The sequence below is a fragment of the Rhodococcus pseudokoreensis genome, assembly GCF_017068395.1.
Classification (GTDB): Bacteria; Actinomycetota; Actinomycetes; order Mycobacteriales; family Mycobacteriaceae; genus Rhodococcus_F; species Rhodococcus_F pseudokoreensis.
Map to the genome: position 1 here is coordinate 6,897,118 of NZ_CP070619.1, position 26,782 is coordinate 6,923,899.

Genomic DNA, 26,782 nt, shown 5'->3' on the forward strand with positions numbered 1-26,782 from the left:
GACCACGTGTCGCGCCGAGTGTAGCGTGATCCACGTCACCCCGACCTCCGGCCTCCGGAGTGCTCACATCAATGCGGGGCGAACCATCCTCAGACCCTGGAGAAACCGATGACCATCGATGCGCCGATTTCCACCCCGGTCGTGGACCGACTACAAGCCACCGGATACTGGAACCCCCTGTGGGACCAGCTGTTCGAGTGGGATCCGGAATGGACCGAGCAGTTCGTGACCATGGGCACGATGTCGAACCGTGACGGCATCCTGTCGCCGAAGTTCGTCGAGTTGCTCAGCATCGGCATCGACGCCTCGACGACGCACCTGTACGCACCCGGGGTTCGGCGTCATATCCGGGCTGCGCTCGAAATCGGTGTCACCCGACAGGAGATCCTCGCGGTGCTCCAACTGGTCAGCGTGCTCGGAATTCACTCGTGCAATTTGGGCGTTCCCATCCTCGCGGAAGAACTGAAGGCGTTCGAGGCCGAATCCGGCCAGCCCACCCCTATGACGAAAGAGCGTCAATGATTTCGAGTACATACCCTCGTGTTTCGGTGTCTGCACGGCTGGAGCGGCTACCGCTGAGCCGGTGGCATCGGATGATCTGCGCATTGATTGCCGGCGCGCTGGTCTTCGAGTTCATCGATCTGTACGCCTTCTCCTTCAGTGCGCCGGCGCTGCTCGTGCACCAAGGGTTCACGGTTCCGAACATCGGATCCATCACCGCTGCCACAGGTGTCGGGGCCTTCCTGGGGGCCTTTGTCGGAGGGTGGGCCGCAGACAGGTGGGGGCGCAAGCCGGTCCTGATGGTCCTACTCGTGGTGTTCTCGTTGCCCTGCCTGGTCAACGCGTTCGTATCGACCCCGGACATGTTCTTGATCTTGAGATTCATCACGGCAATTGGCTATCAGGGCACGAGCGTCGCAGCGATCGTGCTGTTGGCCGAGATCTTTCCCGGGGCGATCCGGGGCCGTGCCATCGCGTGGGCCATCGCCATCTCCGGCCTCGGCCCGATCACGCTCACCTGGATCGCCTACCTGCTGGTGCCGAACTACGGCTGGGGATGGCGTGCGCTCTTCGTGGTCGGCGGGATGGGCCTGTTCCTGATGATCCCGTTCGGCCGCTGTCTCCCGGAGTCGCCGCGGTGGCTGGAATCACGGGGCCGGCTCGACAGGGCCGATGACGTCATGGGCAACATCGAGGCCGCGGTGCGACGCGACGGCCACGAGTTGTGCGAGCCGATTGCTGTTGCCATCGAGCGGCCGGCAGGCGAGGCCGGACGTGAATCGGGATTGCGAGCACTGATCAGAGGCGGATACGGCAAGCGGTTCATCGTGACCTGCTCGCTGTGGATTCTCGGAGTTGTCGGCTATTTCGGCTTCACGGCCTGGCTCTCCACGCTGTTGAAGCTCAAGGGTTACAGCCTGGGAGAAGCTGCCCTGATCACCGCCATCATCACGACCGTCGGAATGCTGGGGCTCCTGACCAGCACCGTCGTGGCCGACCGGTGGGAGCGTAAGTACACCCTGGCGGTGGTCGCGGTCCTGATCTGTGCCGTTGCGGTTATCTTCACCACCAGCGACTCGACCGCCATCCTGATCGGCCTCGGTTGCATCCTGCAGGTGCTCTTCCACGTGACCGTGCCGCTGACCAACGCCTACTCGAGCGAGGTATTCCCCACCCAGTTCCGTTCGGTCGGGTCGGGTTGGGCGAGCTCATCCTCCAGGATTGCCAATATCTTTGCACCGCTCGTGATCTCGTCACTGATCGTCGGCTACGGAATATCCGCGGTGTTCTATTTCATTGCCGCGGTGATGGCAGTCATGGCCCTGGTCATGGCGCTGTTCGGAGAATCCACCAAGGGTGTGAGCCTCGAGGCCGCGAACAAGGCGCCCTCCGAGACGTCGTTGCCGGCCGTCTGCTGATCGCTGCACCTGGTTCCACGTCGGCGCCGGCTCGAGTTCGATCTCGAGCCGGCGCCGACACGTAGCTGTTACCGGGTCTCGGCCGGCACAAGGTTGCGGCGGGCGACGAGGTCACTGTAGAAATCCAGTAGTGATGCGTCGTCGACAGCGTCTCTGCTGATTACCTCGTCCACAGCCGCACCCTGCAGGATCCTCTTGATGGGTACCTCGATCTTCTTCCCGGTGCGTGTGTGCGGAAGAGCCGGGACGGCGAAGATCTCGTCGGGAACATGTCGGGGCGAGACCTTGTCCCGGATCTCGGACCTGATTCGCTCTCTCGCGAAGTCGTCGAGATGGAAGTCGGGTCGGAGGACGACGAACAGCGGCATCCAGTAGGTGCCGTCGGGCTGTTCGGCGCCGATGACGAGTGCTTCGGTGATCTCGGGCAGGGATTCGACGACCGCGTAGATGTCAGAACTGCCCATGCGGATGCCGTTGCGGTTGAGGGTGGAATCCGATCGACCGTGAATAACGACAGTCCCGTCACCGTGCACGGTGATCCAGTCGCCCTGCCGCCACACGCCGGGATAGTTCTCGAAATAGGCGCTTCGGTATTTTGTGCCGTCGGGGTCGTTCCACAGCCTGATCGGCATGCTCGGCATCGGCTTGCGGACGACGAGTTCACCGACGCTGTCGTGGACGGGATTACCGTGCTCGTCCCATGCTTCCACAGCGGCGCCGAGACAGCGGCCGGAGATCCTGCCGGACCACACCGGTTGTGTCGGCACTCCACCGACCAGTGCACTGGCCAAATCGGTGCCGCCGCTCATCGACCACAGCGGAAGATCGCCGACGCGATCGCGGGCCCACAGTTGGAGGTGAGCGGCCAGAGGCGAGCCTGTGCTGCCCATCGCACGCAGTCGGCTGAGGTCGAACTGCGCGGCGGGATGCACATCCTCGTTGGCACTGGCTTGCAAATACCCTGGGCTGACGCCCAGAAAACTGACGTCCAGGTCGGCAGCGATCCTCCACAGCCAGTTACTGTCGGGGTGGATCGGCGAGCCGTCGTAGCAGACGATGCTCCCACCACTGAGTAGTGCCGACACCTGGGTATTCCACATCATCCAACTCGGGGAGGTGTACCAGAAGACGCGATCATCGGGCCCCAGGTCCCAATGCAGTCCGATCTGTTTGACCTTCTCGACCAGCACCCCGCCGTGCCCGTGCACCAGGCCCTTGGGCCGACCTGTCGTCCCTGAGGAAAACAGAACCCAGAGCGGATGATCGAATGGAACATCGACGGGGGTATTCCGCCCTACGGTCGTCATCGCCTCGTCCCAGCTGCGCCATGTCACCGGGGAACGGGCGCCTCGACGAATGTCGGTGGTGGGGCTGTCTCCCACATTGTCGACGAGAATCACCTGAGCGAGGGATGGGAGCTGGGACACGATCTCGTCCACCGTCGAACCGCGAGTGTGGGTTCTCCCTCCGAATGTGTAGCCATCGGCGGCAATGAGTACCTTGGGTGCGAGCTGCTCGAATCGGTCGACAACAGCCTGCGCCGCATAGTCCTGACCAACCGAGGACCACACGGCACCAATCGACGCGGTCGCCAGAAACGCCACGACGGCCTCGGCGATATTCGGCAGGTACCCGGCCACCACGTCGCCCACCGCGACCTCTGCTCGATCGAGTTCGGCCGCCAGAGCGGATACCTGCTGACGCAGTGCAGACCAGGTGAGGTACCTCGTGTGTCCGGTCTCGTCGATGCTGACGACGGCGGTGGCCTCGGGCTTGCCCCGCTCGAGCAGGAAGCGCGCGAAGTTCACGCGGGCGCCGGGGAACCATCGAGTGCCGGGCATCGCCTCGTCGGTGAGAACTCGTTCGTACCCTGATTCGCTGTCCAGTCCGAAAAAATTCCACACGGACGACCAGAATCCCTCGAGGTCCGTCACGGACCAACGCCACAAGCTCTCGTAGTCCTCGAATTCAAGGCCGTGTGTCGCCCGCACGTGATCCTGGAATCGTGTGAGGGTGGTTGTGCCGATCTGCTCGTCGCTCGGAGCCCATATCGGCCGGCTCGGAAGTGCTGTCGATGACATGAAACTCTTCCTTCACATGAACTATGAGTCGGTACCGGCCCCAGTGGCTACTTCTTCCAGTAGCTCCTCGAGGAATTGGTGGCCTTGTTCCCAATGGCCGTATCCGGAGATGGGATTGAGATGGCCGACAGCGCCGGCGTTCACGAGACGTGCGCCCCAGGACTCGGCAAAATCGGCGGCACGATCAAATGTGGACAACGGATCATTCGTGCTGGCCACCGCGGTGCAGGGGAACGGCAACGGCTCACGCGGAATGGGCAACCATCCGGCATCGTCGAGATCTTGGACCGTCGAATGTCCCTCGGGCATCGGGGTTTCGAGGTCTGGTGGCGCAACCAGCAATGCGCCGACAATCTGATGACCGTCTCGTCGAGCCGCCCAGTGCACTGTGATCATCACGCCGGCGCTGTGCGCGACGAGCACGACTGGTCCGTCGATCTCGGACAGGATCGTGTCGAGTGCGGCCTCGCGTGCATCCAGATTCAGGGAGTTGCGTTCGAGAGGTGGCACCGTGCGGGTCTTGGGCAAAGTATCCGCGAGCAAACTTTGCCAGTGGTCAGGGTTGTGGTCGCGTAGTCCGGGGACGAAGACCACGGTTGGCGTGTCGGTGTTGTGCATCGACGGTTCCCTTGTGTAGACGGAATGGGGTAGTTCACGTACGGAGGCGCAACACGGGTCGGGGAAGATGTGTGCACGACCCGTGTTGCGCCGGTTATGTTCTGTGACAGCTACTTCAGGCGTGGTGGGTGAATCCGACCTGTCCGGGTCGGCGGTTGGGCGAGAACCCGGTCTTGGCCAGGGTCTCGTCGACGTTGTCGTATCGTTCGTCGAGCTTGTAGATTTCGCGGGCCTCCTTGCCGGTAGCGACCTCGCGGCCGAGTTCGCCGGCAATGCGGACCAGCTGTTCGATCTGCTGGACCGAGGTCATCCTCTCGCCCTTGCGACCCCAGATGGTGTCCTCGTTGCCGCAGCGAACGTGCAGGCCCATCGCGATCGCCATCGTGTTGATCGGCAACACCGAACGCATGAGTGACTCGAGTGTCAGGACCGCGCCCTCGGGAGCCCGGCGAATGAATTCCATTGCGTTGAAGGGGTTCGGGCCATCGCCGCCACCCCCGATCCCCACCCAGGTCAGCACGAGCGGGCCGGTGTACGCGCCGCGCCTGAGCAGACGTTCGAGCTTCTCGAGTTGCGGAATTCCGGGGATCTGGAAATGCGGCTGGATTCCGGCGGCCTGCAACCGCCGCACGTGTTCTTCAACCCAGCTGGGTCCGGCGGGAACCACCATCTCGCGGTAGGCCTCCCACACCTCGGGACGCTCGAAAGACGTGCCCGCGATGGTGTCCGGAGTCATCAGGTCGGTGATGTTCATCTGCTTCGTCGACACGGCGACGGTGACCTGGTCGGGCTTCGGATCGAGTTCGGCAAGCATGTGCCGGGTGTCGTCGGTGAGCCACTTCGCGTCCGCGCCCTCGCCCTCGGGGGCGAAGGAGATGGAACCGCCGACCTGCAGGATCATGTCCGGCACCGCCTCGCGCAGACCCGCGAGCAGTTCGTTGAACTTCGACAGGCGCTTGGAGCCCTTGCCGTCGAGTTCGCGGACGTGGATGTGCAGTACCGTCGCGCCGGCCTCGTAGCAATCGACGGCAGCCTGAACGTGCTCCTCCATCGTCAACGGCAGGTCCTCGCGGAAGTCGTCCAACTCCCATTCGGGTCCGTACGGCGCTGCGGTGATGACCAGCTTCTCCTGGTTCTCGGGGAAGAGTGAATCGTCAAGGAAATGCACTGTGAGACTCCATTTCTCATAGATTGAGCTCTTGCAGGTAGTGCAGCTGAGTAGTGGATGGGGCTGCCACCGATGATTCGAGAATTTCTCGACCACCCTGTTCAGGTGTGATAGGCGCAACACTACGAACTGGCAGGCGGGAGTGCTTAACCTGACGGGCTCTTGGCTTGACAATTTGGGCGTCCTGCCGCTTCGGGCCATGTTTGCCCGCGTGATCGCACCACGGCCGCCCCGATTTCTATCACCTTCTCGCGCTGCAGGACTCGTCTTGTGCAAGGTGCGAAAGGGTGTGCAATCGGTCACCCACGGCGAGCAACGCGGCATTCGCCGGCCGCGGCCTTGCGGGCTGGAGACGCCTGATGTACTTTGTGACGGCCGCCACATCGATCTTCCGGCCGGCTGACAGGCCGCCGCAAGCCCTCCCTCTCATTTCCTCCCCAGAATTTCCTGCACGTCCCTGGGCAGGTGGAAGCAAGTATCAAGAAACCGTGCTGTCGCAGTGTTCTGCTGTCCGACTCGTGAAGGATTCCCAATGACTACTGCCAAGACGTACCGGGGCCGTTCAACCGGTCACTCCGGTGGCCTCGCCCGACCTCGTCTCGTGACGAATCGACGGGTATGGGGTACGACAGGACTCGTCATCTTCCTCTATATCGTGAACTACGCCGACAAGGCAGTCTTGGGCATCATCGCCCAGCCGTTGGCGCGCGAGCTCGATTTCACCGCTTCGCAGATCGGACTGGTCGGCTCGCTGTTCTATCTGGCATTTACGATCGGAGGCTTCCTGGCCGGTCCCTTGAACAGGTACCTCACGCTCAAATGGGCGTTGCTGGTGGTTGCCCTCATATGGTCGGTCGTCATGTTGCCGCTGGTGCTCGCGGCCTCCTTTGCGGTACTGGTCGCTTCACGGATGCTACTCGGACTGTCCGAGGGGCCGGCTACTGCACTGATGCACACCGCTGCGTATTCGTGGCATCCGCCCGCCAAGCGCGGCCTGGTGACCGCATTGCTCGGTAGTTCCGCCTCCGTTGCGAAGATCGTCATTGCACCCATCCTTGCCTTCGTCACCATCGAGTACGGCTGGCGCGTAGCGATCTTGGTCCTTTCCGGGCTGGGGGCATTGTGGGCAGTGTGTTGGCTGATCGGCTGGACCGAGGGCCCACACATCGCGAAGACGGTCGAGGCTGAGGATTCGGTGCCGGCGCAGGCCACGGGGGATGCGTCGCCCACGCAGCCCTCCGTTCCATGGCGTCGGATCTTTCTCTCGCGCACGTTCGTCACCTGCGCTCTCCTGGCGATGGCTCTCTATGCCTTGACCACGGTCGTGCTTACCTGGCTGCCGTCCTACTTCGAGCTGGGCCTCGGCTACACGGCCTTGCAGGCTGGGTCGCTGTTCGCGCTTCCGTCCGTCGTAGCTCTGGTGACCATGATCGCGTCCGGCGCGATCACTGACCGTTTGATTCAGCGCGGCGTCGGCTCGCGGGTCGCGCGCATCGTCATCGCGAGTGCAGGTGTCCTCGTGTGCGGGGCCGTGCTGGTGACGCTTCCGTTGATCGAGGTGCCGGTAGTGGCCGTCGTCGTGCTCTCCCTCGGATACGGCTCCGCTTTGATCGCGTTGCCGTTGATACATTCCGCCGTCTCCGAGCTGTGCCCACCGCAGCAGACCGCCGGCACGATGGGTATGTACCTGGCCCTGATGGGCATCGGAGGTTTGATCGCTCCGTATGCGACTGGTGTCGTCGTCGAGCACGCGGCGACTGCAGCAGATGGATACGCTCTAGCGTTTCAAGGCGTCGGCATCTTCGTAGCGATCGGCGGCATCCTCATTCTGCTGTTCGCGAACCCCGAGCGGGACCGCCTACTCATCTGCCGTACGCCGTAGTCGCCAGTCCCGGGTCGCTTCGTCGGCGGCCTCATGACGACGACTGGTGCTGGAGACGCCATTGGGTGGGGCTGCAGCCGAACTGTCCGTGGAACCAGCGTGAGAAACTGCTCGGTGCAGAGAAGGCGAGAAGAGTGGAAATCTCGGTGAGGTCGGGGCGTGCGCTTCCGACCATGCGTTCTGCGAGGTCGGTCCGTACCGAGTTCAGGATCGACGAGTAGGTTTCGCCGGTTTCGGTCAGTCGTCGGTGCAGCGACCGACGGTCGATGCCGAGGCTGCGAGCTACCTGTTCAGCACTGCAACGCCCGGTCGGTAACAGAACCTCGATTGATTCGCGAACTCGTAGAGCGACGCTCACATCTCCGGGCTCGCCGAACGACGCGAGAATGTGGTGGGTGTAGGGGCGAAGAGATGGGTCCGACATCCGGTTGGGGGAGTCGAGGTCACGAGACTCGATGACGATCCCGGTGAAATCGGAATCGAAATTGATAGTCCCCCCGAAGATGCGGCGGTGGGTGCTGACATCCGCGGGTGCCGGGTGGGGAAAACACACCGCGAGTGGCTTCCAGCGTGAACCGATGAAGCCGCGCAACAATCGATATATTGCGGCGACCCCGAGTTCGACAAATTGCCTCGCTTCGATCTGTTCCCCGACATTGGTGTCGATGCGTACCGTCATCACGCCGTTCGCCTCGTGCAAGTGAGGCTGCAGCGCCTCGTTATAGACGTGCGTATATCGGGCGAGGATTCGAAGAGCACTCCGAACATCCGGTTCGTCCCGGACAACCACGCTGAGCGGACCGAGATTTGCGAACTGACGGCGTACGGCCAGTTGTAACCCGAAGTCTTCGCGCCCGGACTGGGCCGCAGATTGCTCGAGGAGCCGGGCAATCGCCGCCGCGGAGATCCATCGATCTTGCGTGCCGAGACCGCCGACATCAACTCCCGCGTCCTTCATCAGCGGTACCGGTTCGATCCCCACATCGCGACATACGTCGAGATAGCCGATCAACGTTGCGTAGCGAGCAAGAGGTTTCACTGCAACATGCTCCTAAGTGCCCAAATCATCAAGTCATCCGCCCGTCAAGTTAAGCACTCGGCTCAACTCATTCCTAATGTTGGGAACATCACACGAGAGGAGGAGAGCCAATGATCCCCCAACAGTTCGGGATTCACGTTCCTCCGCAGCCGGCTTCCGCGTCGGCCGGGGCCGTATTGCAGGTGCCGTACCGTTCACGTAATTCGTGGCACGCCGGTGATCTGGTCGATGCCACTGACTGGTGCATCCAGCTGTCGGCCGCAGACGTCGCAGAGCTCGACTCGGCCTTGCGAGCTGCCCAGGCATGTAGTTTGCCGATCCTCAGGCTCGAGTCCGAGCATTTTCCGCTTCCGAACCTTGCGGCGAGGCTGCGGCAGGTCGCGACCAGCCTCGACGGCGGCCTCGGGTTTGCCGCGATCCGTGGGATCCCGGCGGAACACTACGGCGAGGCAGATCTCAGGACGATCCTGTGGGGAATCGGTCAGCACCTCGGGATCCCGGTATCCCAGAACGCATACGGCCACATGCTCGGCACGGTGCGGCCGTCAGCGGCGACCGAGAAGGCTGCGCCGCTCACCTCCGCGGGGTCCGATGTCACCGCGGTACTCGGCCTGGGATCCGGCAATCGGTCTGTCGTGGTCAGTTCGGCGGCAATCTTCAACGAGATTCTTGCCGGGTGGCCGCATCTCGCCGAGCGGCTGTTCAGGACCTATCACCTCGACCGTCGCGGGGATCAGCCTCCAGGTGAGCGACCGTACCGTGCAGTGCCCTTGGCCTGTTGGTTCGACGGCAAACTGAGCATTCGCTACTCCCGACACGATATTGATTCCGCACAACGGTATTCCGGCGTGCCAGGACTCGATTCTGACGACCTCGCACTGTTGGACCTTGTCGATGAACTGCTCGGATCGGCGCGCTTGCGGTTCGAGGTAGACCTGCGGCCCGGCGAGATTCACCTGTTCAACAATTACGCCGTACTGCACGCGCAGACCCACGTCAGCTCACGTGGGCGCGCGGCCACAGACTTGCTCGAGCTCTGGTTGACCCTCCGTCACGGACGTGCGCTGCCCTCGGCTTTCACCTGGCTGAACGGCCGGGGCGGTCGAGGCGAGGTAACTCCCCGCGACGTCGTGATGCCCACCGGCATCGGTCGGTCGCAGCGCCCATAGCGACGGGCCGCGCAGAACTCACCGGCGGGTGCTACCCCGCGCAGGTTCCGGCCCGCTCGAGAACACGGATCGACTACTGCTGAATGACACCCGCCGTCATCGTGCCTTCGGGGCGAAGACGGCAACAACCTGAAGGAGAATCATATGGCCAAGGCCATCCGTTACTACGAGATCGGTAGCCCGGACGTCCTCAAGTGGGAGTGGATCGAGGTCGGAGATCCAGGGCTCGGTGAGGTCCGTATCCGGCACGAGGCAGTGGGACTGAACTTCGCCGACACCTACTATCGCACCGGCCTGTATCCAGCCGCGTTGCCGGCAGGAATGGGTGTCGAGGCTGCCGGAATCATCGAGGCCGTCGGCGAGGGGGTCACCGACTTCCAGCCGGGCGACCGGGTCACGTACACCGGCAGTCCACTCGGTGCGTACAGCACGGAGCGGGTCATGCCCGCAAAACACCTGATCGCAATTCCGGAGGCGATCCCGTTCGAGATTGCCGCCGCGATGACAATGCGTGGACTCACCACCTCATATCTGTTGCGGAGGATCTGGGATGTGCAGGCAGGCGACACGGTTCTGCTTCACGCCGCGGCGGGTGGAGTAGGGCTGATATTCACTCAGTGGGCAAAGCTACTCGGCGTGAAGGTGATCGGGACTGTCTCGAGCGAACACAAGGCTGAGATTGCCCGTGCGAACGGGTGCGACGAAGTGATCATCTACACGCAAGAAGACGTCGCGAGCCGCGTTCGCGATATGACGGACGGCAAGGGTGTTTCGGTCGTCTACGACAGTATCGGAGCTACCACCTTCGACAGCTCGCTGAAGTCGCTCAAACGGCGAGGGTTGCTGGTGTGTTTCGGCACCGCGTCCGGGCCGATTCCGCCCATCGAGGCGATGCAGCTGGCGCTCAACGGCTCGGTCTACGTGACCCGCCCGGCGCTCGCAGACTACATCGCCGACCCGGCAGAGAAGGCCGCCTTGTCTGCCGAGCTGTTCGAACATGTTGCGGCAGGCCGAATCGCCATCAATATCAACCAGCGGTATGCGCTGGACGATGCGGTGCGTGCCCATCGCGATCTGGAATCCGGAAGTACCACCGGTTCCTCGGTGTTCACATTCTGACCGTCCACCACAGCCGATTTCGTGGGTGTATTCGCCGCCGCTTGCCGTGCCCTTGCCGGCCGATGCCACCCACTGACCCAGTCAGTACAGGAGTACGCCATGGGCGCAATATCTGACCTCGAGCCTGTTCGACCGACCGACCTGTCCACCATTCGGACGACTTTCACCGCAGAACCTCTCACCTGCAGCATCGGCGCCGAGCTGAGCGGCGTCGACCTCGCCGCCGTCGTCCACGACGACGGGTTGTTCGCCGAACTGAGATCGCTGCTGCTGAAGTACAAGGTGCTGTTCTTCCGCGATCAGGAGATGAGCCGGGCGGAGCACGTCGCGTTGGCAGAACGTTTCGGTCTGCTCGAAGATCACCCGAAGGCCGGGAGCGACCCGAATCACCCGGGGTTGGTCCGGATCTACAAGGACCTCGACAGCCCCGCGGAGCACTACGAGAACGCCTACCACTGCGACGCCACCTGGCGTGACAACCCGCCGATGGGAGCCATCCTGCGGAATATCGACGGCCCCGAGGTCGGCGGCGACACGATCTGGGTGAACATGGCACTCGCCTACGAGCGGCTGCCCGAACGCGTCAAGGAACAGATCGACGGCCTCCGCGCCCGCCACAGCATCGAGGCGACCTTCGGCGCCCGCATGCCGCTCGAACAGCGACTCGAACTCAAGGAGCGGTTCCCCGACCCCGAACACCCCGTGGTCCGCACCCACCCGGAGACGGGCGAGAAGATCCTGTTCGTCAACTGCTTCACCACCCATTTCACCAATTACCACACGCCGGACAACATCCGGTGCGGCATCGACTACGCCCCCGGCAGCAGCAACCTGCTCAACTACCTGATCAGCCAGGCCTCGATCCCCGAATACCAGGTGCGCTGGCGGTGGACCCCGAACAGCGTCGCCATCTGGGACAACCGATCCACCCAGCACTACGCCGTCCAGGACTACTGGCCCGCCGTCCGCAAGATGGAACGCGCCGGGATCGTCGGCGACCGCCCCTTCTGACGCGCAGTTCCACGGCCCCGTAAGAACAACTTGTGAGAAATGGAGTTTCACAATGCATTTCCTCGACGATGCACTCTTCCCCGAAAACCAGGACAAACTGGTCATCACCGCGGCGCCGTACGGTCCCAAGTGGGAACTGGACGACTTCCGCGAAGACCTGCCGTTGACGATGGAGGAGCACGTTCAGGCCGCCGTCGACTGCTATGAGGCCGGCGCTTCGGTCCTCCATATCCACGTCCGCGAACTCGACGGCAAGAGATCGACACGGCTCTCGACGTTCAACGAACTCCTCGGCCGTTTGCGCGAGGCCGTGCCGGATATGATCCTGCAGGTCGGCGGGTCGGTCTCGTTCGAGCCGGAAGACGAGGGTGCGCAGTGGTCGGCCGAGGATGCCCGGCACATGATCGCCGAGCTCGATCCGAAGCCCGACCAGGTCGCCGTCGCCGTGTCGACGAAGCAGATGAACATCACCGACCTGATGACTCCGGACACCATCGCGGGCACGTCCTTCGAGCGTCCCGAGGTATGGGAGGAGAACCGCGAGATGGTGGTTCCCGCCGGACCCAGCTGGGTCGAGGAGCACCTGAGGCGGTTGCAGGCCGCCGGAATCCAGCCACACTTCCAGGTTCCCGGAATTCAGCACCTCGAGAAGCTCGAGCGTCTGCTCAGGAGTGGCGCGTACACCGGTCCGCTGAACCTGACCTGGGTGGGGATCGGTGGTGGCGGCGATGGCCCGAACCCCTGCAATGCAATGGAATTCATCCGTCGGGCTCCCGAGGGTGCGGTCGTGACCTTCGAATCCTTCATGCGTTCGGTGTTGCCGATCAACGCGATGGCCATCGCGATGGGCATGCACACCCGTTGTGGTAACGAGGACACTCTGTGGGGTCGCAAGGGCGAGAAGATCACCTCGGTCCAGCAGATCGAACAGCTGGTCCGCATTGCCGGCGAACTCGGCCGCGAGGTCGCCACCGGCAAGGAGGCCCGCGAAATCTACAAGCTCGACGAACGATACGACAACGTCGACGAGACCCTGGCCAAGACCGGGTTCTCGCCCAACCGCCGACCCGGCCAGGCCGGATTCACCCACCACGCCTGAAGTAGCTGTCACAGAACACAACCGGCGCAACACGGGTCGTGCACACACCTCGCCCCGACCCGTGTTGCGCCACCGAACGTGAACTACCCCATGAGCATCGGTCCGCCGGGCAACATTCGCAGGCCCCGCGGCGTACATCTCTCGAGTGACAGACACAATGTATTCACCAAGGACGAAGTCCGCGTCATCGATGCCGTCGAGCTCACGCCCGGCGGCATCGTTGTCGTGATGGCGGCCTCCTGTGCGATAGCATCAGTGCCTTCCACCGGGTCGCGGTCTACTCACTCGTGATCGCCGAGGACCGGGGCTATTGGTCCACCGTCGTCGGCGAAGTCTCCCGGTTGGCTCGCAGCGGAAAAGGTCAAGTACCAGGCATCGCGGAAGATGGGTTCCGACCATGGCGTTCATCGCCGCACCCTCCGGCGGATCTTCTGCAAACAGTTCGTCAACGTCGGGACCTGACCGCCCCGTTGCCCGCCTGCGCAGCCCTTGGGGGCACAGGCGGGCATCGGATCACGCAGTCCAACTCTTGTCACAAGCAATCTTTCGATCGCCACAATTCCGAAAGCTTTGTGAGCATGCCGGAAGCAGGCGGCGCGCGCCAGATCCTTCGGGCCACAGTTCGAACTGGCGAGGAAATCCGGTCGGTTCTGTGTTCTCGGGGCGGGACGGTTTATCGACTGCCGAGCAAACGCGCGGCGTCGCGGGCCGGGTTGATCAGGGCGAACCCGAGTATGGCGGCCAGCATGCAGATTGCGCCGAGCACCTTGAAACCATTCTGGTACCCGGCGAGCGAGCCCAGATCGGCCTGCACGAGGACTCCCATCACGCTGGGTGCGATGACTCCGCTCAGTGTTGCTACCCCGACCGTGAGCCCCAGTACCGTCCCGCGTTGCCGCATGGGGGTGATTTCACCTTGGATCGTGGCGCTGATTGCGAACACGGCACTCGGCGCGCCCATGCCCAGCGCGACGAGGGCGAAGCTCGAGGTCGGTGTTTGGACGACAGCGGCCAGGGAGATCGACACTCCGCCGACGAGTATCATCGCAGCGCCCACCGCCCCACGTGACCAGCGGGTCGAGATCCCGCGCAAAGTCATTCGCTGGGAGACCAGCCCTGCCCCGAACGTGAGAAGCGCGGCGACACCCCAGTAGACCGCGACGAGGCTGCCCGTTGTCGTCAGCGATCGGTGCAGTCCTTCCTGCAGGAAGCTGGGCAGCCATGTCACTGCCAGGGCGAGGCCGAAGTAGCCTGCACAGGAAAGTATCAACTGTCCTAAATAGGTGCGGGACAAGAGAAGCTGCCGGTAGGGCACCTTGCGCTCCTCGGCGTCGGCCGCTGTGTCGCCCTCGCGGTCGGCGGGTTCTTGGTGAACGCTCGTGATCGGTCCCTCGCGGCCCACGGCGAGCCAGAGCAGGCTCCAGATCAATCCGGCAATGGCGACCGCAACGAAGGCCTGGCGCCAGCCGAACTGCACGATGACCCATGTCAGCATCGGGGCGGCGACGAGCGACCCAAGCTTCGCGCCGACTGCGACCACGCTGTTGGGCAGTTGGAGGTGCGCGTTGTCGAACCACTTGTGGACGGCGTGACTCGCCAACCCGAATGCCGGCCCCTCGGCTGCTCCGAGTGCGATTCTGCTGGCATACACGACTGCGATGCTTGTGGTCCAGATCATCGGCACCTGGGTCAGCGACCACAGCAACGCCAGAATGAGCAGCAGCCACCGTGTCGAAATGCGGTTCGTCAGCATTCCCACCAGAAAGGCCGCGACACTGAACAGTAGGTAAAAGGCACTCGCCAGGTGCCCGTACGCGGCGTGATCGAGTCCGAACTCCTCACTCAGCGGCTTGGCCACCAAGCCCAGGACCGCCTTGTCTGCGAAGTTGATGAAGAGGAAAGCGGACAGCAGCAGGGTGATGGCCCATGGCTGTAGCCGGCTCTTGGTGGTACGCACGCGCTGACTGGTTCCAATATCGATGAGATCGCTGGTTGACACTCTGGCTCCTCACAGTTTGGCATTTCGATCGACAAACCTCGGCTGTGCGGGGCGAAAACCGCACTGCGGAAGTTACTTCAGGGAGGGTTTGCGGAACCCGGATTTGTCCTAACCGGACGTCGACGGCGTCCCGTTACCGTCCGCGCTCAGGGTCGTGTGGCTCGCGCTATCCGGTGAGACCAGTTGAAAGCCTCTGGCCAAGCGTGCTCTCCATTGCGGCGAGAGCCGAGCGTGAAGACGAGATGCAAGGCATTGGGATCTCTTCCTGTGCCGCTAGGGATGGCTATTCCATCGAGAGCTCGATGGTGGGCTGCCGTGTCGGAGGCTCGTCCAGGTAAGTGCGCACGATACGAGGTCTGATCCTGCCGACAGTGGGTGGCTGCAAATCAGCTCTGGTGACTATCACTGTGCGATAAAATTGATATCGTTCTGTGAACGATATCACCATAGGATGGGTTGCGTGTGGCGTCAATAGAGCAATTGTGGTCGTCGACGCTGCTCGGCTGAGGCCTCGGCGACCATCGAGTTTGCCGGGTTAGGATTCGGCGGCAGTGCTTCCCGATTGCAGTGGCCTCAGGCTCCGGCGCCCGCCGTCTCTTTCGGGCCTGGGTGCCGTTGTAGGGGGATGTGTGTTCAGAGTTGTTTGCGGCCCAACATATGTGGGCAGAACGATTCGCCCGACGATAGTGAGGTTCGGTCTTCCGGACGTCGCGGAGCGCGAGCAGTGGCCAAAACCAGCGCGGTACGTCAAGGGCCGGCCTGGGATCCCATGGTGATCATCAGGGCGGAACCCCAGGCCGTGCGCACCCCTTCGTCACTTCAGGGTCGGGAAGAAGAGGTCGACAATTTGGTCACAGTGTTGCAGTCAGTTCGGCGAGCTTGGTGCGGAACTGTTCCACATTGGCCAGCTTGATGTGCTCATACCCGCGGACGATGTCGGGTAGCGATGCAATCTCGGTGACGACGGACAGGTTGACGGGTGTCAAAGCGGACAGTGCGATGCCGAGCGCGTTGGAGTACTCCTCGATCAGGGACCGCTCGGTTTCGCGGACTTCGCCCCGGCCGAACGGGTCCAGCCGGGTTCCTCGCAGTCGGCGCATTCTGTACAAGGCCTTGAAGGCTGGTTTGGACCAGGATCCGAGGCTGATCTTCCGCTCCATCCCGAGAGTTCGCAGGATCGGGGGGTGCAGCTTGAAGGCGTAGCGGGCGCCCTCACCAAATTGTTCTCGAATGCTCCGCTCCAGCGTTGGAGCAAGGCAGAGGCGGGCGACTTCGTATTCGTCCTTGTAAGCCATCAGCTTGTACATGTTCTTGGCGACCGCGTCGGTAATGGGGCCGGTGTTGCCGAAGACCTCGGCCTCCCGGTGCCGCGCAAGTTCCACGGCCTGTGCGTACTTCTCGGCGTATCGGTCGTCCTGGTAGGCGATGAGTTCACCGACAAGGCGTTGAACGACCTCGGCGAGCTGGGTGTTTTCACCAGAGCGCACCAGCTCGGCGATGTGCCGTGTCCGGGCGGTGACGACGGGGGAGTGGCGGGGTTCGGTGGGCAGTGCGGCGTTGAAAGCGTCGGGGTCGGCGATGAGCTGCCGGCCCCGGCGGAAGGCCTGAATGTTCCGGTCCACCGCCACCCCGTTGAGCTCGATGGCCTGCTCGATGTGTGCAGAGCCGACGGGCAGGGCCCCTGCCTGAACGGCCATTCCGACCAGGAAGGTGTTGGCGTACTGGTCGTTGCCGAAGAGCGCTTCCACCAGCGTGCGGACGTCAGCGAACGCGCTGTCCGGCTCTCGGGTCAGCCGGCGGATGTGAGAGAACACTTCATCCACGTCGGGGAAGGTGACGGCGGTGTCGGTCACCATCTTCCCGGTGGGGACCTGTGCCGTGGAGACCACGGCGATGGTTCGTGACGTGGAGGTAACCTCCAGATTGGTGTCGGCGGCCGCCACCAGGAGGTCGCAGCCGAGATAGAGGTCGCATTCGCCGGGGCCCAACTTGTTGGTTGCAGTGAACGGTGTGGTCGATAGTTTGATGTCGGAGACGACTGCACCTCCCTTCTGCGCCATGCCCATCTGGTCCAGGCTGCGCACGTGCATGCCGGACATCACCGCGGCGGTGGAGATGATCTGGGCCGTGGTCACCACTCCGGTGCCCCCGATTCCGGTGATCCGAAGGTTGAAGTCGGTGGTATTCACCTTGATCACCGGGTCCGGCATGTCACCGGCGCCGAGCGATCGGGGAGCGGAGGTGGCGGTCTTCTTGCCGGGGATGACGGAGATGAATGAGGGGCAGTCCCCGTCGAGGCAGGAGAAGTCCTTGTTGCAGGAGGATTGGTGGATCTGTGTCTTACGACCGAATTCGGTCTCGACGGGCTGCACGGAAAGGCAATTGGACTTCACTCCGCAGTCGCCGCAGCCTTCACACACACGCTCGTTGATGATAACCCGCGGTGCGGGTTCTCCAGCCAGGTTGCGCTTGCGCTTGCGCCGAAGTTCGGTGGCACACTCCTGGTCGTGGATCAGGACCGTCACGCCGGGGACTTCGGCCAGCTCCTCCTGGGTCTCGATCAGCCGGTCACGGTGCCGAATCTTGACCCCACGTGGAAGGCGCACCTTCTTGTAGCGTTTCGGGTCTTCTGTGGTGATGACCACCTTGGTCACTCCCTCGGCGAGCAGCTCGGCCACGATCTGCGGGATCGCCATCTTCCCGACGGCCTGCTGCCCGCCGGTCATCGCGACTGCATCGTTGTAGAGGAGTTTGTAGGTGATGTTCACCCCTGCGGCGACGCAGGCCCGGATGGCCAGGCTCCCGGAGTGGTGGAAGGTTCCGTCACCGAGGTTCTGGATCAGATGGTCGTGCGCGAGGAAGGGCGCCATGCCAATCCACGCCGTCCCTTCCCCGCCCATCTGGCACATACCCACGATGTTTCCGACTTGCTCCTCCGGCATCATCGCGGAGAGGGTTGAACACCCGATGCCCGATCCGACGAGGGATCCGGCGGGGACGGCCGTGGATCGGTTGTGGGGGCAGCCCGAACAGAAGTACGGCGTTCGGTTCAGCAGTGGCAGAAGCGGCCGCGCCCGCTGCGTGGACGATGCGGCCTGGCGCTCGAGCCAGGCGCGGACGGTCACGTTGTCGAGATGTTCGAGGAGCCTGGGAGCGATTGCTCCGGCGATGACATGCGGGGGCAGGTCGGCATCGGCGCGGAATATGGGCTGGCCTGTGGGTGAGCGCTTTCCTGAGACGGCCGGCACGCCGGGCTGTCCGTAGAGCAAATCCTTGATGCCGAGCTCGATGAAGGGACGTTTCTCCTCCACGACGATGATCTCGTCCAGTCCGGTCGCGAACTCGTGGAGGATCCGTGGTTCCAAGGGCGAGATCATTCCCAATTTAAGGATTCGAATGCCCGACGAGGCCAGCTCGTCGGGAGCGATTCCCAGTGTCTTCAATGCTTGGTGGACGTCCAGATACGTTGTGCCCGCCGCCACGATCCCTACTTTGGCTTCGGGGTCACCTTCGATCTTGTTCAGGTGATTGGCATGTGCGTAGCGGCGGGCCAGTTCGGTGCGGCTGCCCATCATGCTGTTCTCGAGTTCGGCCAATTTCGGCTGCAGGAAGTACGCCGAGACCGTGTGGTTGTACGGCCGGCCATCGATCTCCCGTTCCGGGAAGACGGGTTGGAATTGGTCGGTTCGAGCCACCGCTACCCCGGATCCATCCATGACATTGGTGGCGAGTTTGAGTCCGGTCCACAGGCCGCAGAAACGGGACAGAGCGACACCGTGGAGACCGAGGTCGAGCACGTCCTGGGGGTCCGCGGGCGACAGTACCGTCATTCCGATCTCGGCCATCGCGGTTTCCGAACTGCTGGGCACGGTCGAGGATTTCGCGATGGAGTCGTCTCCGACCAGCACCAGGGCGCCGCCGGTCGGTGCGGAACCGCCGAGGTTGGCGTGTCGTAGGGCATCGGTTGATCGGTCCAGTCCGGGCGCCTTGCCGTACCAGATACCCACGACTCCGTCGTAGTTCTGTTCCTCGAGCGTCGATACCAACTGGGAGCCCATGACAGCGGTCGCTGCAAGTTCCTCGTTCACGGACGGCTTGAACACGACGTTGTGCTCGTCGAGCAGCTTGCGCTGCCGGGTCAGTTCGAGGTCGTAGCCGGCCAGCGGTGACCCCTCGTAACCGGAGATGAACGTCGCCGTGTTCAGCCCGGACCGGCGGTCCAGGCGCATTTGGTCCAATGGGATACGGACAAGTGCTTGAAGGCCGGACAAATAGATTTCGCCGTCGATGGCGTTGTAGCGGTCCTCGAGCCGGACTGGTCGATCAGCTGTGGCAGTCACGAAAGGCCCTCCTTCAGGGCGGAAGCGCAGACAGGGCCTCGCGAGCCGGGGTATCGGCTGTCGCAAGGCCGTCAAGATCAGAGCTGGAACCACACAAGGGGGCACCATAGGGAACACGGTTCTTGCGAAGACGTGTCGAATTTCGGGTACCGCCGGCGCGCGCTTCACGGCGGGCGCCCGCGGCACCCAAGGGATGTCAGGGCGGGTGTGAGTGTGCCACCGCGCTCGGTTTTCGCGAGGACGCCGCCCTCAGATGGATTGTCGGAGGACTGTTTCCGGCAGACGCGCCCCAGGATCGGTCCTGATCGTGTTCCGCAGTTCACCCAGACCTGCGATCTCGCAGCGCACGACGTCACCGTCCTTCAGGAACATCGGGGGCTCATGTCCCACTCCCACACCCGGCGGGGTACCGGTGAGGATCACATCGCCTGCCTCGAGTGTCATGCTCGCGGACAGATGGACTAGGAGGTCCGCGACCGTGAACAGCATTTGATCGGTCGACGAGTCCTGTCGGGTTTCCCCATTGACCCAGGAGGAGATACGCAGGTCCTGCGGACTTCCCGCACTGTCCGCGACGGTGATCCACGGACCGATGGGGCAGAAGGTGTCGAACCCCTTGGACCTGGACAATTGGCTGTCCCGGCGTTGCAGATCCCGGGCGGACACATCGTTGGCGATGGCATAGCCGAATACACAGTCCAAGGCGTTGTCCCGGGTGAGGCGCCGGGCCTCGGTCCCGATCACGACAGCCAGTTCGACCTCGTAATCGACTTGTTCTGTGAGATGTGGGTCGACGAGAATGGGACCCCTCGGGCTGTTGAGTGAACTTGGGTACTTTGCGAACACCACGGGCTGCTCGGGCACTGGTGAGTTCGTTTCACGAATGTGATCCATGTAGTTCAGGCCGATCGCGACGATCTTGCTCGGCGACACCACCGGACAGAGCAGTTCCGGATCTGTCACGCCGGCGCCGACCGACCGGGTGTATGCCTCGTCGATGTCACTCCAACGGGAAATCGCTTCCGCTGTGCGGCTGACATCCATGCCCAGGTCCGTCAGGCAGGTCCATGGCTCGTCGTTCTTTCCTCTGACGGCGAAATCGACTCCGGCAGTGGCCTTTATCCTGGCTAGCTGCATCAGATCTTCCTCTCTCTATTTGGATATACCAAGCAATGAAGCGCTGGTTCGGCCCGCCAGGAGTTGCGCCTTCCAGTCGGTTTCGGCCTCCATGCGGTCGACCGGTGCGTGATACGTCTCATCCGACTTCGCCGCCGGAACGACCACCACTCCGTCCTCGTCAGCGATGACCAGGTCGCCTGGGGAAACGGTGGTCCCCCCGCAGGAGATTGGTTCTCCCCACGCCCCGCCCCCGGACTTGTGGGGGCCCGCAGGGCTCACCGCGCGACTCCAGCAGCCGAAACCCAGTTCGCGTTGGGCCGAGACGTCCCGGACTGCTCCGTCGACTACGACACCGACCGCACCTCGGGCCATTGCCGCGGCTGACAGGAGTTCTCCCCACACTGCCCGGTTGGCGTAACCCCCTGCGTCGATGACCAGAACCGATCCGGCCGGGACCGATGAGATCGCCTCGTGGATCGTCAGATTGTCTCCGGGCATCACCCTGACCGGGAACGCGTGTCCGACCATCCGCTCACCGCAGCGCCGCTCGACAGCGGCATCCATTGCATGCCAGCGGCCAAGGCAGTCGGACACGGTCGCCGCAGTCACATTCCGCCACTTCTCGAGCAGACCGCAGTCGGACTCGTTCACACGCGTTCCACCGAAAACCGGATCGAGCCCGCTCGTTTCGCTGACCTCACCCATAGATGCCCTCAGTTCCTTTTTCATCGGTCCATGAGGACGACCGTGCGCCACTACAGGTCCAGTTCGAGCCTGCAGGTACGGGATCGCCCGACACATATCATCATTGTGTTTCCCTCTCGCCGTTCACTTTCGGAGAGAATGGAATCGTTATGCTCGGGGATTCCGCCGAGAACTTTCGTCTCGCAACTTCCGCAGAATCCGTCCTCGCACGAGGACGGCACGTCAGGAATCGCTTCCCGCACAGCCTGCAAAATGCTTTGGTTCTCAGCGACCCGCAGCACCTGCCCAGTCCGGCGCAGCTCAACCTCGAAGGAGCGGGTTGTCCCATCAAGGACCGACGCTGCGCCGGCCTCGGGGTTCGCTGCGAACCTCTCGAAGTGGAACTCCATCTGTCGCTCGGAGCATGCATCCTCGACGCTCGAAATCAGCCCGGACGGTCCACAGCAGTAAACTGCGGCCCTCGAACCGGCCGAGTCCAGCACCAGTTTCAGGTCGATCCGCCCGTGTTCGTCTTCAGCGACGAACCAAACACTACCCTGTGAGATATCACTGAGGTGTTCTCGGAAGGCCATGGAGGTCAGCGTCTTACCGCCGTAGACCAGGGTCCATTTTTTCCTCCTGCGCTGAACGTCGCGCACCATCGGGATGATAGGCGTGATTCCTATTCCGCCGGCGATGAAGAGGTATTCATCGTTGTCCCGCAAAGGGAAGCGGTTGACCGGACCGCGCACACGCACCATCTCGCCGGCGAGCAGAGACTCGTGGAGTTCAACGGAACCGCCCCGCCCGCTTTCCTGACGCAGAACGGCGATGTCGTAGCTGTGCTCATCGGCGGGATCGCCGTGCAGCGAATACTGTCTGACGCGCCCTGATGGCAGAGTGAGCTCGATGTGGGCCCCCGGCGTCCAGCCGGACAGCTTACGACCGTCCGGCGATTCCAATCGTAACGAATTCACCTCCTCCGCCTCAGATTTGACGCTTGCAACACGCATCATGTGCGACGAATCCATGACTCTCCAATCCTCGGTGATTCGTCAACCCTGCGTCGAACTCGCCGTCGCCGGCGTTGTGCGGGCAGGGTTCACCGGCCTGCACTCGGTGCCAGACCATGCCGATCGTGCGCCGACAGACTCCGCTAGGAGTCGCGGCGCACGAGGTACTGCTGTTTGAGCTGCTCGACCGCCGCGACGGCTTCCTCGGCAGTCCCCGCAGCCGCGACACATCCCGGTATGTCCAGATACTCCGCCACCCTGACCCATTCGCCGTCCTCGCTCTCATGCGAGGAGGTCGTCAACACCCCTACAGGTTCGTAGAGCCAATCACGGATATCATTTGCGGGCATGACCCCTCCTGTGAGAAAACAGTTCAATGTAGAGCCTTGACCAGCATCGATGTGAGCGCATGCGTCCCTGGGCCCGGCTAGCTTTCGTACAGCACGTCGGGGAGGTCGATCTTGTCGACGATCTCCTGGATCCAGGAGGTGTTCTTATCGAGGAACATGGTCGCGCCTCGAAGGTCTCTCAGCGAGTTGGTTGTGTACGGATAGGCAGACCGATCCTGCTCGCGATCAATTTCCTGGTGCAGTCGGCGCCGGAGTTTGATCACGGCCAGATCGCTCGATCCGAGGTGCTCACGTGCAGTGTCGGGGACGACTCCCATGGACTCCTGGATGTACTGATCCTGCATGCCGAGACCGTGAACGCCTGTGAATTCTGCTCTCTTCTGCCTCTCCCTGTCGATCTCGTACACGTTCCACCGGTTCTGACTCGGGCGGCAGTTTCCGTAGGGCTTTGACGGGTCGGGCGGGAGGACGTCTACCACGTGCTGCCCGACCCCCGCCATGATGACTGCCAGGTCCTCGTCGCTGATCGGCCTCTGCGGATGCCACGAGATGGTCCAGTTGATCGTGTTGTCGTCGTCGACCGGCACCGCGATCTTGCAGGAGTAATACGGGCCGTCTTCGGGTGAAGGGGCCATCCAGTAAAACGGCAAGACAAGCTGTGTGATGCGCCAGTAGTAGCGGTCGGGGTCGGCGACGTTCCGGCGGGCGCCGACCATGTAGCCGTACTTCGTCTCGACTATGTCGAAGCGCGGGAACCCGTCGTTTGTCTGCAGGGTTTCCCCGATGCCAGGGATCGGATTCGGCCGCTCCTTGCCCTCGTCGTCTTTGAGGGTGGAGTGCAGGAACGTGACGTGGCTCGAGTCGACACCGCCCTCGACGACCGCGAGCCAGTTGCAGTCCTGGTACCGCTTGGTGACGACGAGGTGTTCGGCGCTGACCCAGGCGAAATCGGGGAGGGGAGGCGGGTTGCCCTGGCCCATGAACACCCAGACGACTCCACCCACTTCGGCGGTGGGATACCCGATCGGCTTGATCTTCTCTTTGAAGCGCGACTCCGGCGGCTCGTTCGGCATGTCGACAACGTGTCCGTCGACGTCGTACTTCCATCCGTGGAAGACGCATCGCAGGCCACAGTCCTCGTTCCGGCCATAGAACAGAGACACTCCGCGGTGGGCGCACGCCTCCTGAAGGATTCCGACCCGCCCCTCGGTGTTCCGGAAGGCCAGCAGCGATTCACCGAGGAGCTTGATCCGATACGGCTCTCCCTCATTCGTCGGTGCATCCTCCGACTGGAGCGCTGGGAGCCAGAATCGCCTGAGATACTCTCCCATTTCTGTACCTCGGCCGACCTTGAACAGCCGTTGCTGCTCTTTGGTGTTACTCATGGGTTTCTCCTAGTTGGAAAGATCTTGCGAGTTCCGTCGCGGCTCTCACGCCGGCGGGGCGGTCGGTCACGCCCACTGGTGCGAGACGTATTTGAGGGTGGTGTAGGCCTGCAGCCCTTCGATGCCGCCTTCCTTGCCGTATCCGCTGCCCTTGATACCGCCGAACGGAGCGCTGGTCGGTACGGCCCCGATGTGGTTGATGGACAGAACGCCGCACTCCACGCGCTCGGTCAGCCGTCCCGCGGCTTGTGCCGATTCGGTGAAGGCGTAGGCAGCCAGCGCATACGGGAGACTGTTCGCCGTGTCGATCGCCTCGTCGAGTTCGGCGAACGATGCGATCAGGGCAATGGGGCCGAACGGCTCCTCACACATGGCCATGGCCTGTTCGGGGACATCGGCGATCACTGTCGGTGCGTAGAAGTAGCCGCTCCCTTCAAGTCGGTGCCCGCCGGCGGTCAGCCGGCCACCGGTCCGCACGGCGTCGGTAACGAGCGCGTCGATTGCGTCCACGCGCCGCTGGTTGATCAAGGGGCCCATGTCGGTATCCGGGTCGGTTCCCGCTCCGACTCGAATGTTCTTCGCTGCCGCGGTCAGCGCGTCGACGAAGTCCTCATACAGGCTCTGGTGCACGATGAATCGAGTGGGGGCGACACAGACCTGTCCGGCGTTGTTTGCGAACTTCGCAGTAATCGAGGCGGTGACCACACGCTGCAGGTCGGCATCCGCGCACACGATCACCGGTGCGTGGCCGCCGAGTTCCATCACGCAGGGCTTGAGTTCAGCCGCTGCCAGACCCGCTACGATCCGCCCTACCTCCGCGGAGCCGGTGAAGCTGACCGCGCGCACCGCAGGATGCCGGATCAGCCGCTCGGAGATCATCGGCGGATCACCGAGTACGAGATTCGCAGCACCAGCGGGGATGCCGGCGTCGACGAAACACTGCACGAGCGCAACGCACGTTCCCGGTGTCTCCTCGCTCGCCTTGAGTATCACGGAACAGCCTGCCGCCAGGGCGCCGCCGACCTTGCGCGCAAGGAAGCTCGCGGGGAAGTTCCAGGCGATGAGGGCAGCGACCGGTCCGATCGGTTCACGCACCGTCACGTGCTGAATTCCGCTGTCGGACGGCAGAACCCTGCCGTAGAGCCTGCGCGCCTCGTGGGCGTCCCACTCGATGAAGTCGGCGGCGCGCAGGACCTCCCATCGGGCCTCCGCGAGCCGCTTCCCGCCCTCCGCACACAGGATCTGCGCAAGATGGTCGGCACGCTGTCTGATCAGGTCGGCGCAGCGGAGCAGGATGGCCGTGCGCTCCTGGAGGGGGATCGTGCGCCATGCGAGGAAGCCATTGTGTGCCGCGGTGATCGCCCGCTCGAGATCGGCCGCGTCGGCCTCGCGGTAGTGGGCGATTACTTTTTCGTCGGCGGGGTTGAGGACCGGGTGCGTCGTGGTGCTGCCGCCGTGGACCCATGCACCGTCTATGTACTGCTTCAGTTCCGGATATGCCGTTGCCATCGTTAGCCTTTCAGGAATGGTCTGTTTCCGCACATGGCGTCCACCGCTCGGACGTCGTGTCTTCGTCACAGGCCGAACAGTTTGCGTGCGTTGCCACCGAGGATGTTGAGCTTGGCATCGCGGTCGAGGAAGGGCAGGTTCATGATTCGGCTGGGCAGGTCGAAGTCCCAGTGCGGCCAATCCGAGGCATACAGAAGGCTATCCTGCGCGTTCATGGCGGTGAACGTGGATTCGAGCAGTTTCATGTCGGTCACCTCGAGAGGCTGTGAGGTGTGGTACATCTGCCGGATGTAGTCACTCGGGAGCTGGCGGAGCAGTGGCGCTTCCGACTGGCGCATCAGGTATTCGTGGTCCAGGCGCTGCATCATGAACGGGATCCACGCCAGGCCGCTTTCGATCCAGATGACCTTGAGGTTGGGGAACCGCTCGGGCAGTCCGTTGATGATCCAGTTCGTCATGTGCGTCATGTTGCAAGTGACGAAGGACATGGCGTGCACGGACAGGAATCGATTCATCGTGGAGGTCATCGTGTCCTTCCACGAGGGGCCGGCGTGGAAACCCAGCGGCAGCCCGCGTTCCTCGAGCTCGGCGTACAGGCGCATGTATTCATTTCTGTGCACGCCGGCGTGGCGTTGGCTGGTCACCATGAAGCCCAGCACGTCAGGGTTGTCGCCGTAGAGGTGGACCGTCTCCAGACACGCCTGTGGGTCTTCAAACGGCAGTGCGATCAGGCTTTTGATGCGGGGGTCCTTGGGCAGGATGTGCTCCACGAACCATCTGTTGTAGGCCTTCAGCAGGGGCACCGCGATGGTGGGGTCGGGATGCAGACCGATCCCGAGCATCGGCTGGGGGAAGACGACCTGCACGTCGATGCTCATCGCGTCCATGGCCCGGCGAGCCAACTCGACGTCTCGGTGGTCGTCGCCAGGGGGGATCGGCTCCGCCAGGTTGGACTGGTGCGGGATGCGGGCTCCAGCATCCTGCAGGGCCAGTCCCGGATCGTAGCTGCTCAGTGCCATCTTGCCGGCCAGCGGCCGGTGGAGCATCATCTGCTCAGCGGTGTCACGCAGCACCGGATCTTCGACGTAGCTGATGATCTCCGGCCACGAGGCCAGTTCCGAGTGGTGGGAGTCCACGTCGACGATGAACACATCGTCGAGCCCGTAGCGCTCCCGGTCCCGCTGGGCGTTGGCGAGAATGTCGGGCGTGCTGGTGTGCGTGGTGATCTCTTGGATGGCGTGAGGCTGGATGCGGGGGCCGTTGGTCACTATCGGCTCC

20 protein-coding genes are annotated in these 26,782 nt (G+C 63.0%); 7 read left to right on the forward strand and 13 right to left on the reverse strand.

Features of this window, described 5'->3' with window-relative positions; translation table 11 throughout:
• Positions 1–108 precede the first annotated feature (108 nt).
• Together JWS13_RS36645 and JWS13_RS36650 are read left to right on the forward strand one after the other, a co-directional pair.
• Positions 109–522, forward strand: coding sequence for a carboxymuconolactone decarboxylase family protein (locus tag JWS13_RS36645; protein WP_206010224.1), 414 nt, complete (start codon positions 109–111; stop codon positions 520–522).
• A gap of 26 nt (positions 523–548) precedes the next feature.
• On the forward strand, positions 549–1,919 hold the full coding sequence (locus tag JWS13_RS36650; protein ID WP_206010225.1) for an MFS transporter: 1,371 nt from the start codon (positions 549–551) through the stop codon (positions 1,917–1,919).
• Between the two features lie 68 nt (positions 1,920–1,987).
• On the opposite strand, the gene JWS13_RS36655 is transcribed toward JWS13_RS36650, so the two are convergent.
• The 3 genes from JWS13_RS36655 to JWS13_RS36665 form a co-directional block, all read right to left on the reverse strand.
• Positions 1,988–4,000, reverse strand: coding sequence for an acetoacetate--CoA ligase (locus JWS13_RS36655; RefSeq protein WP_206010226.1), 2,013 nt, complete (start codon positions 3,998–4,000; stop codon positions 1,988–1,990).
• Positions 4,001–4,021: 21 nt separating this feature from the next.
• Positions 4,022–4,618: an RBBP9/YdeN family alpha/beta hydrolase gene (locus JWS13_RS36660; protein WP_206010227.1), complete on the reverse strand. Its 597-nt coding sequence runs from the start codon at positions 4,616–4,618 to the stop codon at positions 4,022–4,024.
• 115 nt (positions 4,619–4,733) lie between these two features.
• Positions 4,734–5,786 carry a beta-keto acid cleavage family enzyme gene (locus JWS13_RS36665; RefSeq protein WP_206010228.1) on the reverse strand — a complete coding sequence of 351 codons (1,053 nt, stop codon included), beginning with the start codon at positions 5,784–5,786 and terminating at the stop codon, positions 4,734–4,736.
• Between the two features lie 532 nt (positions 5,787–6,318).
• Here JWS13_RS36665 and JWS13_RS36670 point away from each other — a divergent pair.
• Positions 6,319–7,668: an MFS transporter gene (locus JWS13_RS36670; protein WP_206010229.1), complete on the forward strand. Its 1,350-nt coding sequence runs from the start codon at positions 6,319–6,321 to the stop codon at positions 7,666–7,668.
• 31 nt (positions 7,669–7,699) lie between these two features.
• On the opposite strand, the gene JWS13_RS36675 is transcribed toward JWS13_RS36670, so the two are convergent.
• Entirely contained in the window at positions 7,700–8,707 is a 1,008-nt protein-coding gene (locus JWS13_RS36675) for an AraC family transcriptional regulator (RefSeq protein WP_206010230.1), read from the reverse strand.
• Between the two features lie 110 nt (positions 8,708–8,817).
• Here JWS13_RS36675 and JWS13_RS36680 point away from each other — a divergent pair, with 110 nt between their 5' ends.
• From JWS13_RS36680 to JWS13_RS36695, 4 genes are all read left to right on the forward strand, one after another.
• Positions 8,818–9,876, forward strand: coding sequence for a TauD/TfdA family dioxygenase (locus JWS13_RS36680; protein WP_206010231.1), 1,059 nt, complete (start codon positions 8,818–8,820; stop codon positions 9,874–9,876).
• 144 nt (positions 9,877–10,020) lie between these two features.
• Entirely contained in the window at positions 10,021–10,995 is a 975-nt protein-coding gene (locus tag JWS13_RS36685) for a quinone oxidoreductase family protein (protein WP_087562079.1), read from the forward strand.
• A gap of 99 nt (positions 10,996–11,094) precedes the next feature.
• Positions 11,095–12,006: a TauD/TfdA dioxygenase family protein gene (locus tag JWS13_RS36690; RefSeq protein ID WP_206010232.1), complete on the forward strand. Its 912-nt coding sequence runs from the start codon at positions 11,095–11,097 to the stop codon at positions 12,004–12,006.
• A 52-nt stretch (positions 12,007–12,058) separates the two neighbouring features.
• A complete protein-coding gene (locus JWS13_RS36695; RefSeq protein WP_206010233.1) occupies positions 12,059–13,105 on the forward strand; it encodes a beta-keto acid cleavage family enzyme in 1,047 nt (348 codons plus the stop codon).
• 673 nt (positions 13,106–13,778) lie between these two features.
• Here the strand turns inward: JWS13_RS36695 and JWS13_RS36700 are convergent.
• The 9 genes from JWS13_RS36700 to JWS13_RS36740 form a co-directional block, all read right to left on the reverse strand.
• Positions 13,779–15,104, reverse strand: a complete 1,326-nt coding sequence (locus JWS13_RS36700) for an MFS transporter (protein WP_206010234.1) — start codon at positions 15,102–15,104, stop codon at positions 13,779–13,781.
• Positions 15,105–15,955: 851 nt separating this feature from the next.
• Positions 15,956–19,444: an indolepyruvate ferredoxin oxidoreductase family protein gene (locus tag JWS13_RS36705; RefSeq protein ID WP_241032467.1), complete on the reverse strand. Its 3,489-nt coding sequence runs from the start codon at positions 19,442–19,444 to the stop codon at positions 15,956–15,958.
• Between the two features lie 249 nt (positions 19,445–19,693).
• Complete coding sequence (locus tag JWS13_RS36710; RefSeq protein WP_206010236.1) at positions 19,694–20,581, reverse strand: fumarylacetoacetate hydrolase family protein; 888 nt, start codon at positions 20,579–20,581, stop codon at positions 19,694–19,696.
• 15 nt (positions 20,582–20,596) lie between these two features.
• Entirely contained in the window at positions 20,597–21,214 is a 618-nt protein-coding gene (locus JWS13_RS36715) for an RraA family protein (protein WP_206010237.1), read from the reverse strand.
• Between the two features lie 104 nt (positions 21,215–21,318).
• Entirely contained in the window at positions 21,319–22,278 is a 960-nt protein-coding gene (locus JWS13_RS36720; RefSeq protein ID WP_206010238.1) for a PDR/VanB family oxidoreductase, read from the reverse strand.
• A gap of 125 nt (positions 22,279–22,403) precedes the next feature.
• On the reverse strand, positions 22,404–22,610 hold the full coding sequence (locus JWS13_RS36725; RefSeq protein ID WP_206010239.1) for a hypothetical protein: 207 nt from the start codon (positions 22,608–22,610) through the stop codon (positions 22,404–22,406).
• Positions 22,611–22,687: 77 nt separating this feature from the next.
• The gene (locus JWS13_RS36730) at positions 22,688–23,941 is read right to left on the reverse strand and encodes a Rieske 2Fe-2S domain-containing protein (protein ID WP_206010240.1); all 1,254 of its coding nucleotides are present in this window, start codon (positions 23,939–23,941) and stop codon (positions 22,688–22,690) included.
• A 120-nt stretch (positions 23,942–24,061) separates the two neighbouring features.
• Positions 24,062–25,504 (reverse strand): NAD-dependent succinate-semialdehyde dehydrogenase, encoded by a 1,443-nt coding sequence (locus JWS13_RS36735; RefSeq protein WP_206010241.1) that lies wholly within the window; start codon positions 25,502–25,504, stop codon positions 24,062–24,064.
• Between the two features lie 65 nt (positions 25,505–25,569).
• Positions 25,570–26,772, reverse strand: a complete 1,203-nt coding sequence (locus JWS13_RS36740) for an amidohydrolase family protein (RefSeq protein WP_241032468.1) — start codon at positions 26,770–26,772, stop codon at positions 25,570–25,572.
• Between the last annotated feature and the right edge of the window lie 10 nt (positions 26,773–26,782).